8 protein-coding genes, 2 tRNA genes and 2 rRNA genes are annotated in these 12,631 nt (G+C 43.9%); 9 read left to right on the forward strand and 3 right to left on the reverse strand.

Annotated elements, in window-relative coordinates:
• The first annotated feature begins 177 nt into the window (after positions 1-177).
• Together MSKOL_RS00375 and rrf are read left to right on the forward strand one after the other, a co-directional pair.
• A 23S ribosomal RNA gene (locus MSKOL_RS00375) occupies positions 178-3,085 on the forward strand.
• A 71-nt stretch (positions 3,086-3,156) separates the two neighbouring features.
• Positions 3,157-3,278 (forward strand): 5S ribosomal RNA (gene rrf, locus MSKOL_RS00380).
• Positions 3,279-3,747: 469 nt separating this feature from the next.
• Here rrf and bfr read toward each other — a convergent pair.
• Positions 3,748-4,218, reverse strand: coding sequence for a bacterioferritin (bfr, locus tag MSKOL_RS00390; RefSeq protein WP_048153221.1), 471 nt, complete (start codon positions 4,216-4,218; stop codon positions 3,748-3,750).
• 293 nt (positions 4,219-4,511) lie between these two features.
• Between bfr and MSKOL_RS00395 the strand changes: the two genes are divergently transcribed.
• The 7 genes from MSKOL_RS00395 to tpiA all read left to right on the forward strand — a co-directional run bounded on the left by MSKOL_RS00395 (position 4,512) and on the right by tpiA (position 9,215).
• Positions 4,512-4,898 carry a hypothetical protein gene (locus tag MSKOL_RS00395; RefSeq protein ID WP_048116648.1) on the forward strand — a complete coding sequence of 129 codons (387 nt, stop codon included), beginning with the start codon at positions 4,512-4,514 and terminating at the stop codon, positions 4,896-4,898.
• A gap of 228 nt (positions 4,899-5,126) precedes the next feature.
• Complete coding sequence (locus tag MSKOL_RS00400; RefSeq protein WP_048153222.1) at positions 5,127-5,759, forward strand: YIP1 family protein; 633 nt, start codon at positions 5,127-5,129, stop codon at positions 5,757-5,759.
• 127 nt (positions 5,760-5,886) lie between these two features.
• Positions 5,887-5,958 (forward strand) — tRNA-Cys (locus tag MSKOL_RS00405).
• Between the two features lie 60 nt (positions 5,959-6,018).
• Positions 6,019-6,090: transfer RNA gene (locus MSKOL_RS00410), tRNA-Cys, on the forward strand.
• A gap of 172 nt (positions 6,091-6,262) precedes the next feature.
• Positions 6,263-6,877 carry an endonuclease III gene (gene nth, locus MSKOL_RS00415; protein WP_048153223.1) on the forward strand — a complete coding sequence of 205 codons (615 nt, stop codon included), beginning with the start codon at positions 6,263-6,265 and terminating at the stop codon, positions 6,875-6,877.
• A 287-nt stretch (positions 6,878-7,164) separates the two neighbouring features.
• Entirely contained in the window at positions 7,165-8,343 is a 1,179-nt protein-coding gene (locus MSKOL_RS00425; RefSeq protein WP_048116656.1) for a bifunctional 5,6,7,8-tetrahydromethanopterin hydro-lyase/3-hexulose-6-phosphate synthase, read from the forward strand.
• A gap of 203 nt (positions 8,344-8,546) precedes the next feature.
• Positions 8,547-9,215, forward strand: a complete 669-nt coding sequence (tpiA, locus tag MSKOL_RS00430) for a triose-phosphate isomerase (RefSeq protein ID WP_048116659.1) — start codon at positions 8,547-8,549, stop codon at positions 9,213-9,215.
• Here tpiA and MSKOL_RS00435 read toward each other — a convergent pair.
• Both MSKOL_RS00435 and MSKOL_RS00440 read right to left on the reverse strand, forming a co-directional pair.
• On the reverse strand, positions 9,212-12,076 hold the full coding sequence (locus tag MSKOL_RS00435; protein ID WP_197078795.1) for a HEAT repeat domain-containing protein: 2,865 nt from the start codon (positions 12,074-12,076) through the stop codon (positions 9,212-9,214). The genes tpiA and MSKOL_RS00435 overlap by 4 nt on opposite strands.
• Before the next feature lie 351 nt (positions 12,077-12,427).
• Positions 12,428-12,607, reverse strand: coding sequence for a hypothetical protein (locus MSKOL_RS00440; protein WP_048116665.1), 180 nt, complete (start codon positions 12,605-12,607; stop codon positions 12,428-12,430).
• Positions 12,608-12,631: the final 24 nt, after the last annotated feature.

Below are 12,631 nucleotides of genomic sequence, written 5' to 3' on the forward strand. Positions count from 1 at the left end.
AACCGAACAAAATCCTCACCATTAAAATCATCGATCATAATCTCATGATCAACTCAAACTCATCAAATGCACCCGGAAAGTAAATTTTCGGGGAAGGGCGGATTGCCTGCGTTGACACGCAGGTACATGAAGTCATGTATAGGTGCTGTATACTGGACGCTTTCTGGACCTGGTTAGGATACACAGGAATTATGCTATCAGGTGGATGGCTCGGCTCAAGAGCTGATGAAGGACGTGCCAAGCTGCGATAAGCCCGGGGTAGGTGCAAGGAGCCAATGAACCCGGGATTTCCGAATGGGACCTCTCCATAGTGATCAGTAATGATCGGGAACGCTCCGAATTGAAACATCTTAGTAGGAGCAGGAAAAGAAATCAACCGAGATACCGTGAGTAACGGCGAGTGAAAACGGCACAGTTCAAACCGAATCCCTTCACAGGGAAATGTGGTGTTGTAGGGCTGTTCAAACGTCCGGCGGCTAAACAGAACTTGCCTGAAACGGCAGACCGTAGAGTGTGACAGTCACGTATGTGTAAACCAAAAGACCGGAACATGTCCCTGAGTACCGTGCGTTGGATATCGTGCGGGAATCTGGGGGGCACCAACCTCCAAAACTAAATACTACTTGAGACCGATAGCGAAATAGTAGGGTGACCGAACGCTGAAAAGTACCCCGAGAAGGGAGGTGCAAAGTGCCTGAAACCTGATAGTGATAGAACGATATGGCATGAAAGGAACTCTGATATGAAGGAAACATTCGCGAGAATGTTGTACGAATATCACTGCCGGTGTCGTATCTTACGTTTTGAAGAACGGGCCAGGGAGTTTATCTCAGTGGCAATGGCTAACCTTATATTTGGGCAGCCGAAGCGAAAGCAACATGTGCGCAGCCCTTCGGGCGAGGCACGACGTATACAAGTGCGTGGAGTCACTGGGGTAAGACCCGAAGCCGGGTGATCTAGGCGTGGGCAGGTTGAAGCGTGGCGAAAGCTACGTGGAGGACCGCAAGCGGTATTGATCTGCAAATCATTCGTGTGACCTGCGTCTCGTAGTGAAATGCTAATCTAACCCGGCATCCGCTGGTTCCTTCCAAAACATGTCGCAGCATGACCTGACTGGAGATCGTCGGTGGAGTAGAGCACTGATTAGCGGTTCCGGGGGGGAAACCCCTCGCCCGCCTGTCAAACTCCAAACCCACCGTCATTGTAGAAAGTCGGAGTCCGGACTGCTGGGGTAAGCTTGTAGTCCGTAAGGGAGACAACCCAGCCCGTGGTTAAGGTCCCCAAGTGTCGACTAAGTGTTAATACTAAAGGGCGTCCCAAGCCCAAGACAGCTGGAAGGTTAGCTTAGAAGCAGCTACCCTTCAAAGAGTGCGTAACAGCTCACCAGTCGAGGTTTGGGGCCCCGAAAATTGACGGGGCTCAAGTCGACCACCGATACCACGGAGTACCGCAAGGTAATCTCGTAGGAAGGCGTTGCGTTCGGGCTGAAGCAGGGTTGTAAAGTCCTGTGGACCGTTCGCAAACGAAAATCCTGGTAATAGTAGCAGCAAAGCAGGGTGAGAATCCCTGCCGCCGAAGGGGCCAGGTTTCCTCGGCAATGATCGTCAGCCGAGGGTTAGTCGGTCCTAAGACGTACCGTAATTCGAGTACGCCGAAAGGGAAACAGGTTAATATTCCTGTACCATTTAGCAATCCGTCTGACGTCTCAGGGCAGGCCGAGCGGCGTCGTCGCGCCGTCTAAGCAGCGAACCCCGTGGAGAGCCGTAATGGCGAGAAGCGGGCGAATCTGTAATGGCTAAAGTCGGCTGCACCCAGGGACCCGTGAAAAGGCCGCTAAATGTCCGTACCAAGATCTGACACTGGTGCCCCTAGCTGAAAAGGCTAAGGCGTGTCGGAGTACTTCAGTTAAGGGAATTCGGCAAATTAGCTCCGTAACTTCGGGATAAGGAGTGCCTGCTGTGAAGACAGCAGGTCGCAGTGACCAGGGGGCTCTAACTGTCTAATACCAACATAGGAGATTGCAAACCCGTAAGGGCTAGTACAATCTCTGAATCCTGCTCAGTGCAGGTACCTGAAACCCCGTTTCAACGGGAAGAAGGGCCTGTAAACAGCGGGGGTAACTATGACCCTCTTAAGGTAGCGTAGTACCTTGTCGCTTAATTGGCGACTTGCATGAATGGATCAATGAGAGCCCTACTGTCCCTAACTGGAATCCGGTGAAGCTTACATTCTAGTGCACAGTCTAGAGACCTCTAGGGGGAAGTGAAGACCCCGTGGAGCTTTACTGCAGCCTGTCGTTGGGTTGTGGTTCTGGATGTACAGTGTAGGTAGGAGGCATCGAAGCGGGTGCGCCAGCATCCGTGGAGCCGCAATTGGGACACTACCCTTCTGGGACTACGACCCTAACTCTGCGAAGAGGACCCCGATAGGTGGGCAGTTTGCCTGGGGCGGGACGCCCTTGAAAAGATATCAAGGGCGCGCAATGGTTGACTCAAGTGGGTCGGAAACTCACTGAAGAGTGCAAGAGCATAAGTCAGCCTGACGTTATTCAGCATAGCAGTGGATGACGAGACGAAAGTCGGCTCTAGCGAACTTTTGAGCCTCCTTGGTGGGGGCCAAAAATGACAGAAAAGTTACCCCGGGGATAATTGAGTCGTTGCCGGCAAGAGTACATATCGACCCGGCAGCTTGCTACCTCGATGTCGGTTCTTTCCATCCTGGCCGTGCAGCAGCGGCCAAGGGTGAGGTTGTTCGCCTATTAAAGGAGATCGTGAGCTGGGTTTAGACCGTCGTGAGACAGGTCGGTTACTATCTACTAGAGGTGTTCGAGGTCTGCGGGTAAGCTGCTTTTAGTACGAGAGGAACCAAGCAGCGGCGCCACTGGTGTACCGTTTGTCTGACAAGGCATCGCCGGGCAGCTACGCGCTTCGGAATAAGAGCTGAATGCATCTAAGCTCGAAATCTAACCTAAAAAGAGACCTCATTAAGGATTCCGGTAAAAGACCGGTTTGATAGAAACGGGATGTAAGCACCAAGGCAACGAGGTGTTCAGTCCGCGTTAACTAACCATCCGTTCCTTTCCTAATCAAGTCCAGGCGAAATCCAGTATGCAGCACTATACATGACTTCATTTCACAATCCCACTTATAGGTTGAGTCTGGCGGCCATAGCGGCAGTGTAACTCCTGTACCCATCCCGAACACAGTAGATAAGCCTGCCCGCGTTCCTTACTGTACTGAAGTGTGCGAGCCTTCGGGAACTCTGGATCGCTGCCATACTCACCTTATAATACTTTACTTTTCATGATCTGTTTTTAAAATTAGTTTTTGATTAATTTTATATCGCTTTTTCAGTCCATTTTTGAATCGCTTTTTCTCGTATTCTGCTTTATAGACCTTCTTATGACTACAAAAACAGATATTCGCCTTTTTCCATAAGAAATAAAGGCGTTTTCTGATTCTTTTAATGCTCATGTTTTTGCATCGTTATCGTCTAACTGCTGCCAATTTGGTAGGATATTTTGTATTCTTACGTGATCGGCGGAATTAATGATTTAAGAAAGCAATAAAAAAGGCTAAAAATATATTCACAAATTCTATTTCCAATTTCTCATCTTATAACTCTCCTTAGAAAGATATTCCTGGGATACTGAAAATTTTTTTACCCTTTAGTCAGGGCATCTCATGAATGGCCCCAGGAACCTCTTAAAAGCAATCTTTTCAAGGTATAGATTCAGCAGGAACTTCCTTATCCATAGATCTGCTGTGCCAGATAGGTCTGGATACCTATCTGTCCAATCTGGTCGAGCTGGGCTTCTAACCAGTCGACGTGTTCTTCTTCTTCCTTCAGGATAGATTCGAGAAGGTTTTTAGTGTTGTTATCTCCCAACTCCGTCGCCAGGCGAATGCTTTCATTATAACCTTTGACGGCCCCTAATTCAGCCTCAAGATCATGCTCATGCATCTTCGGCACATGGGAACCAATGGTTATTTCGTTCAGTTTGCTGACTATGGGCTTTCCTTCCAGGAAGAGGATACGTTCGATTAGTTTTTCAGCGTGTTTCATCTCGGCAATGGTCCGCTGCTCGATTGCCTCGCCCAGTAGTTTGTAGTTCCAGTTTTCGCACATCTCAGCATGAACAAAGTACTGGTTGATAGCAGTCAGTTCCTCGGCCAAACGAGCGTTTAGACTCTCGATAATCTTTTCATCTCCTTTCACAAATAAACCCCCTATGCAAAAGAAATTATAATTTTCACAATTTATAATTATAGTTTATGAATATTTTTATGTACCCACCACTTCCTGAAAGTGTTGAAGTTTTTCATTGGGGAAACAATGTTGTTGAGCCTGGTTTTTGGGCTTTTCGACCACAGAAACCGTCTCAAATTCTGAGTAATAGCAACCAACTACCATCGAAATCAATGTTAAATTTTAGCGAATCCGGAATATTATAAAAATCGTCTAAAATTGTTAAATATCATGAAGTCTTTAATTATTCTGGGGAATATATTATGAGTGATGAAAATAAAACGAGTCAAGATAACGAGAGTAGGTTCAGGTATAGACTTGGTAAGTGGCTTCTGAATAGAAATGAATGCGTCTTCATGAGTGTAATAGATCAGAACAGGGACGATAAATCTATACACAAGCACTTAATTGGATCAATTAATAATTGGGTAAACAAAAAGGAAGAATTTGCAACACAGGAAATGGTTTCTGAGATATGCGAGTTTATTAAAAGCGAAAATGAAGACCTTTACTACCGTTTAATGGAAAAATGCGCTCTAAAAGGAATAAATGTAGGTGAAGGTATATTTGAAGCACTGAGCATGTGCAAGTGTGAAGAAGCAGTAACTAATCCTCAATGCGGCATAACTGACGACGCATCTGGTGTGTGAGATCTCCAGTCTGCTTTCTGATTTTCGTGAACATTCAATACAATGCTATTTGTGATGTATTAGTTATCCAGGTTCGTGTTCGGTGGGGGTCTCTACATTATGTGCCTCTACCGTTACGGGCTTATAATGAAATTTCTCTTAATTTTACTGAGATCAAAGGGTCTTATCAGAGCATTTTAATAAATTCATCTAAATAATAATTAAATCTATACTTATTGGGGGTAACTCATGGGTTATATCGAAACCTGGAAAGAGGTAATGCAAAGTCCGTCTGACTTTTACAGAGAAATGCCTAAGACCGGAGGGTATACTGATCCGCTTACCTTTGCAGCAATCAGTTTCATCATATACGCGTTTTTAGCCGCACTTTTAACCGTACTCTTTGGCCCTGGAATGTATATGGGCTGGATGCACGGTGGAACGTATGGTGGGATGTACGAGGGTATGTTCGGTAGTTCTAGAGGGCTTGGCTTTTTCACGATACTTATGACTGTGATCATAACACCTATTACAGGTATTATTTCTATCTTTATCGAAGCTGCAATACTCTATGTTATTTATAAAATACTTGGAGGAACGGGAAGTTACGAAGGCACTGTAAGATTCATTTCTTATGCAACTGCTGTACTGGTACTTTCCTGGATTCCTATTATCGGCTGGATTGCCGGAATTTACGGGATATATCTCTATATTGTGGGCGGAATATATGTCCATGATATAAGCATGGCAAGGTCCGTAATAGCTATACTGCTACCAACTTTACTTATAATCCTGTTTATGGCCATATTTATGGCATGGATATTTGCTTTCTCAGGATTATCTCTCTTCGGGTTCTTTTCTACGGGGGTTATCCTTTTATAAGAACAACTCCCTCTACTTTTTAGTTACGTTCTCTGTAAAAATTTAAAAACCGATTGCCTCGAGCTAAATATTTATATATTAGAAATTACTTTAATTGAAGCTACACGAGCAATACGTGATCAAGAATGCCAAGATGGCGGAGCGGCTACGCAATCGCCTGCAGAGCGATTCCATTCCGGTTCGAATCCGGATCTTGGCTTCTTACTTAAACAATTTATTGCTCTAAATTTTTAAAGTATTTCAAACGAATTTGCATAATGCCAAGATGGCGGAGCGGCTACGCAATCGCCTGCAGAGCGATTCCATTCCGGTTCGAATCCGGATCTTGGCTTTCCTTTAAAAACCAATCTTTTTTCCAGAACTTTTAATTCCCTGAGAACTTTTAATTCCCTGAGAACTTTTAATTTCCTGATTCTCACGACTTTTATGTAATTTAGAGCTTACTTTGATCCAGGTTCAATTCCGAACCTTAATTTTATATTAGAGAATACTGATTTTTGAGCATGGACATTGATGAACTCATGAAGAGGCTCTTTGAACTTTATCCTGAAGCTTCTAACGATGCCTTTAAAGATCCTTTTTTTGCGCTAATTTCCACTGTGATGTCCCACAGAACCCGGGATGATGTGACCTATCCAGCGGCTAGCAAGCTTTTTGAGAAATTTTCGACGCCTGAACAAATGGTGAGAGCTGATGTTAGCGAGATTGAAATTCTTATAAAAAATGTGGGCTTTTATAGAGTTAAAGCCGGAAGAATAAAGGAAATTTCCAGACTTCTTCTAGAGAAATATGATGGCAGGGTTCCTGACGATATGGAAGCTCTTCTTGAACTGCCTGGAGTTGGCAGGAAGACTGCTAACTGCGTGCTTGCGCATGCCTTCCTTAAGGATGCCCTTGCCGTGGATACTCATGTTCACAGGATTTCTAACAGGCTTGGTCTGGTAGAGACAAAAGCTCCTGAAGAAACTGAAATCGAATTAAAAAAGATCTTTCCACAAAAATATTGGAGACATATAAATCTCCTGCTTGTAAAATTAGGGCAGAATACCTGCCGGCCCATTTCTCCCAGGTGCAAAACATGCGCTCTTGATGATATCTGTCCTAAAATTCTCCTTTAATAGGGAGTTTTCTGTGGTCCCGGAAATTTCGAAGTCAAACTCCAATATGGCTCCGAAAACTTCAAAGTCAAACTCCAAAATCGAACTCCGTGCCTCTCTTTGGCTCTATCAGGCTGCGGAAAAAACCTGCGAGGCGATACGAGATTATTTATATAAGGCTGGCATTTAGCAGGCAAAAGGGTTATTCGTATCCTTAGTTAATAGTAAAATATTTCCATGTACACGGCTATCCATACCGTTATCAATACTCAGTATCATATAATTTATCACATTTTACGAGGTCAAATATGTTTCAAATAGGAGAAGCTTTAATGGGGCAGGGTGCAGAACTTGCCCATGTTGATTTGATGATTGGAGACAAGGGAGGACCCGTAGGTCAAGCTTTTGCAAACGGCCTGACCCAGCTTTCAGTCGGCCATACTCCACTCCTGTCCGTTATCAGGCCCAATCTGCCTCCAAAGCCTTCAACTCTAATTATTCCGAAGGTTACGGTAAAAAATATGGATCAGGCAGGAAAAATTTTCGGACCTGCTCAGTCAGCCGTTGCAAAGGCAGTAGCAGACTCCGTTGAAGAAGGCGTAATCTCAAAGGATCAGGTTGAAGAAATTGTCATTGTAGCCAGTGTTTTTATTCATCCTGATGCCCAGGATTACAACAAGATATACAGGTATAATTACGGAGCCACAAAACTTGCAATCAAGCGTGCTCTCAAAGGCTTCCCGGATATAGACACTGTTCTGGAGGAAAGCAACAAGTCTACCCATGCTATCATGGGATTCAAGGTTATAAGGCTCTGGGACCCACCCTATCTGCAGGTTGCTTTTGACAATCCTGACATCCAATTTGTGCAGTCTGCCATCTCCCAGATTCCTAAAAGTGATCACGTTATTATCGAAGCAGGTACACCTCTTATCAAACGCTATGGTATGGATGTCATTTCAAAGATCAGACAGGTAAGGCCTGATGCCTTCATAGTAGCTGACCTGAAGACTCTGGACACCGGAAACCTTGAAGCAAGAATGGTTGCTGATGCTGCAGGAGACGCTATTGTAGTCTCTGCCCTTGCTCCTATCAACACTATTGACAAGCTTATCGAGGAAGCTCATAAGACAGGCATCTATGCAGTCATGGACACGCTTAATCAGCAAGATCCAATTTCTGTCTTAAAACAGCTTAAGGTCATGCCTGATGTCATTGAACTCCACCGTGGAATCGACATTGAGGCCACTGAACATGCATGGGGCAATATTGCTGAGATCAAAAAGATTGCTCCAAAAACTCTGGTTGCTGTTGCAGGCGGGGTCCGTCTGGACAAGGTGCCTGTGGCTCTCAGTCAGGGTGCTGACATTCTTGTGGTGGGCCGTGCTATTACTAACGCAAAAGACGTCAGGGAAGTTGCCGAGCAGTTCATCAACAGCCTTAACAAACCGGAAATTGACCAGTTCAGGATCATGACTGACTTCTAAGCAGGTTTAAGAATTTTCCATAAAAAGGTTTAGGAATTTTCCATAAACAGGTTTAAGAATTTCCCGAAAAAGGTTGCCGAAAACCTACTGCTAAAAACCTACCGCTACAGGGGAAAACCATGCAGTGATTTCGGCAGAAACCTTTAGAGAAAGCGTTGAAATTCGCGCTTTCCATTCTTTTTACTTTTCAAGAGGGGATTTTTTTGGGTTTACCATTCATTGTATTGAACTATAAGACTTATTTACAGGGTACTGGTCAGGGAGCAGTGGAAATTGCAAAGGCCTGTAAAGCCGTATCCGAAGAGTCAGGTATCGAGATAGCAGTAGCTCCGCAGCTTCCGGATATTTACAGGGTAGCTTCGGAAGTTGAGCTTCCGGTCTTTTCACAGCATCTGGATGGAATAGGAGCAGGAAGCTTCACAGGCCATGTTTTTGGAAAATCCATAAAAGAGGCAGGTGCTGTAGGGACTCTGATCAACCACTCTGAAAAGCGTCTGACCCTTGCAGAGATCGAGGCATCGTTAAAGGCTGCAAAGGAATTCGGACTCAGGTCAATTATCTGCACTAATAATGTCCCGACAACTGCAGCAGCAGCAGCTCTGGGGCCGGATTATGTTGCAATCGAGCCCCCCGAACTTATAGGGAGTGGAATCCCTGTTTCAAAAGCTGACCCCGAAGTTGTTAGCGGTTCGGTTGAGGCAGTTGCAAAAATTGATCCCAGGGTAAAGGTACTCTGCGGAGCCGGGATTTCCAAAGGTGAAGACCTCAGGGCAGCCCTTGACCTTGGTTCTCAAGGCGTGCTTCTGGCATCTGGAATTGTGAAAGCCGCAGACCCAAAAGCCGCACTCGAAGACCTTATTCGTCTGGTTTAAGTTTTGTTTTCTTGAATTTCAGGTTGAGCTTTGTTATTTGCATTTAAGTACTTGGTGAGAGGTTTTACCGCTCTTTCATCTCCAATGTCAATTAGCAGGAACACGGAGTTCTCCCTGATATTCTTGTTTTCACTACTCAGGCCTCTTATTAGAGGTTTCACTGCTTCTTCTTTTCTATCAATAAGGATCTTTGAAGCGCAGTTTCTTACTTCTTTGTTATTATCTCCCAAAGCTCTGACAAGAGTTTCAGTTGCTTTTTCATCTTTTATCTCTCCTAAAGCAGTAACAGCAGAGAGCCGAATTCTGGAGTTATTATCCTCAAGAGCCTTCTCAAGAGTTCCAACTGCTTTTGGGTCGTTTATTTTTCCCAGAGCTTCTAAAGCAGCGCATCTGAGTGTTTCATTTCCATCTACTGCAGCACTATTGAGCACATCCACAGCTGTGGCATTACCTATATTTCCAAGAGCCCATGCTGAAGCGGTTCTCACATTTTCGTCTCCATCTTGCAGTGTCACAGTTAAAGATTTCACTGCTTTTTGGTCCCCTATTGCCCCCAGAGCCAGAGCTGCATTTTGCCTTACTTCGGGATCTTCATCGGATAGTATCTGGGTCAGGGATTTAACTGCCTTCGGGCTTCCAATTTCTCCCAGAGCAAGGGCTGCACAACTTTTTACGGAATCGTTTTCGTTTAAAGCCATGATAAGAGGGTCTACTGCCCTTTGATCCCCGATTTTTCCGAGGGAAATGGCACTGCACTCTTTCACATTGTCGTATTTATCCGTTTTCAGGGCAATTGATAAGGGTTCCACTGCCTTTTTGTTTCCAATTTCTCCAAGAGAAAAGGCTGCACAGGCTTTTGTCTCATTGCAGTCTTTGACCAGTATTTCAATAAGAGGCTCGATAGAACTTTCTTTTCTCATTCCTCCCAGTGCAAGTATAGAGCTGACTCTCACATAACTCTCTTCATGTTTTAATGCATCTAAGAGTTTCTCCGGCGCTTTTTTATCTTTAGGATTAACTCCGGAAGCCTCTTCGTATTTTTTTATGTTTTGAGGGTCTGCTTTCAGTGCATTGATGAGGGGTTTTGTTTCTGAGTTCCCAACATCTTCAAAGGCGTTTGCCACTTCCTTCCGGAAGTTCAGGTCTTTTTCTTCTACAGCCTTCTGGAGAGTCTGGTCTACTTTTTCGTCACCTTTTTTTTCAGTAAGTTCAGCAGAAGTTTCTGGTTTTTCCTTGAAAAGTTCCTCAAGTTCTGGAACGGCTCTCTTGTCTCCCATTTCAATGAGTGAAAAAACAATATATTTTCTAACAGTCTTATTCTGGTTCTCAAGAGATTTTATCATATAAGGGACTGCGGGTTCTCCTATTTCTACAAGAGCTCTGGCACAGCTCAATCTTGTTTCTTCATTTTCAGCCGAGAGATTTTGAATGAGAGGTTTTATTGCTCTTTTATCTCCTATATTTCCAAGAGCCCAGGCGGCCGTACTGCTTGTATATGCGTCATCATCTGAAAGGGCTTCTATAAGGGGCTTAACTGCTGGTTTTCCGATTTCAACAAGAATATCACCAGCATATTGCTTGACATTCTTATTTTTATCCTTTAATGCCTGAATAATCGGTTTAGTGTTTCTGTCTCCAGTTTCTTCAAGCGTCTTTACAGTTATATTTCTGACTTTTTGGTCAGGGTCTTTTAACTGCTGGACGAGAGCTCCGATTGATTCTTCTTCTCCTAATTTCCCAAGAGATTCCACGACAAGACTCCTTACTTCAGGATCTTCATCTGAAAGAGCACTTATCAGGGCTTTTTCTGCTCTCTGATCCCCAATCTCTCCCAATTCAACAGCGGCAGTACAGCGGATTTCCTTATCTTCACTCGAAAGGGCCTTAATCAGGGCTTCTGTTGCTCTCTCTTCCCGGAGTTCTCCAAGAGCGACAATGGCTTTCTTTCTTGTTTCTCTATCTTCGTCATTCAATGCTTTTATCAGGGGTTCAGTTGCTTTTTCATCCCCTATTTTTCCAAGGGCTTCCACAGCATTCCTTCGAACTTTTTCGTCCTTCTCTGAAAGTGCCTGAATCAGAGACTCTTCAGCTTTTTCTCCTCCAAGTTTCCCCAGAGCTTCTGCTGCATTGGACCTTACCTCACTGTTATTATCTTCGAGACTCAGGCAGAGGGCCTCAACAATTTCCTCATTTTCGACTTTTCCTGAGAATAAGGTTCCTCCCCAGTCATCTTCCTCTGAAGAAGAACCTGTCTTTTCAATTTCCCCAAGAGCCCAGGCTGAATTGGAGCGCACTCTTTCATCTTCGTCTGAAAGTGCCTGGATTAGTTGTTTTTCTGCTCTCTGGCTTCTTGCATTACCAAGAGCTAGAGCTGCATTGCTTCTAACCTTCGAGTCTTCGTCATTCAAAAGCTTTATTATGGCTTTTTCTGCTTTTTGCCCACCAATATTTCCAAGAGCCAGAGCTGCTTCACATCTTATTTCCGGGTTTTCAGAGTCAATAACTTCTATAAGAGGATCTACAGCTTTTTCTCCCATTTCTTCCAGAGCGAATCTGGCTTCCTTTCTGGAGTCTATATTGTCATTTCCTAATGCCTTTATCAGAGGCTCTATAGCCTGTTGAGTTTCTGACTCATTCGTATCTAACATGGTTGTTTCATTGGAGTTTTCATTGTTGCTTTCGCTGATCCCGGAAGCAGCTCCAACCAGTGTTAGTGTGGGAGGTTCTATAGCCTGTTGAGTTTCTGACTCATTTATATCTAAGATGGTTGTTTCATTGGGGTTTTCTTTGTTGCTTTCGCTGATTCCGGCAGCAACTCCAACCAGTGTCAGTGTGAGTAGTAACAGTAAGATTTTAGGCACTGAATGATTCATATTTTATACCGTTTCCGTAAATTCAATGTCAGTTTGATTTTGAAGTTTAGAGCCTTAAGTTTTGTAGATATTTTCTGAAATAATGAATCTAGCTTAACGTTAAATGAATATCCTGATACATTTTTGGTATATATTTAGTTTCTTGCAATTGATTTATGTAAATTTTTGCAAAACAAATTTTCAGGAATTTACATTCTTACCAGGGGACGGTGCTTGATGAGGGATATGCTTGGGTGATGAAAATTGATGCATCGAAGGAATTATAGAGAAATTTTAAAAATCTCCATAGGGTATTCATTAATCTAATTTTTACTTTACTATTTATTACTAAAAAAATCATTAATTATTACCGTATGTTATGAAAAAATACTTTTCAAGAATCCACGCCGGAAAATCTATCCTTAAACATTCGATAGCAATACGCTGCCGGCAATTAGTTTCAGCTTCCAGAAAGCGTCTTCCGGGGAGCACTTTTGAGAGCTTCTCAATTCCATGACTGCTATAAATGTCTTTTAGCATTTTCCAGGTTTTTACCTTTTTTCA

Source organism: Methanosarcina sp. Kolksee (assembly GCF_000969945.1).
Taxonomy (GTDB): domain Archaea; phylum Halobacteriota; class Methanosarcinia; order Methanosarcinales; family Methanosarcinaceae; genus Methanosarcina; species Methanosarcina vacuolata.

Excerpts from the sequence above, each read along its gene's own strand:
- MSKOL_RS00440 (WP_048116665.1), bottom strand. The coding sequence starts at position 12,607 with ATGCTAAAAGACATTTATAGCAGTCATGGAATTGAGAAGCTCTCAAAA.
- MSKOL_RS00400 (WP_048153222.1), top strand. The coding sequence starts at position 5,127 with ATGGGTTATATCGAAACCTGGAAAGAGGTAATGCAAAGTCCGTCTGAC.
- nth (WP_048153223.1), top strand. The coding sequence starts at position 6,263 with ATGGACATTGATGAACTCATGAAGAGGCTCTTTGAACTTTATCCTGAA.
- MSKOL_RS00395 (WP_048116648.1), top strand. The coding sequence starts at position 4,512 with ATGAGTGATGAAAATAAAACGAGTCAAGATAACGAGAGTAGGTTCAGG.
- MSKOL_RS00425 (WP_048116656.1), top strand. The coding sequence starts at position 7,165 with ATGTTTCAAATAGGAGAAGCTTTAATGGGGCAGGGTGCAGAACTTGCC.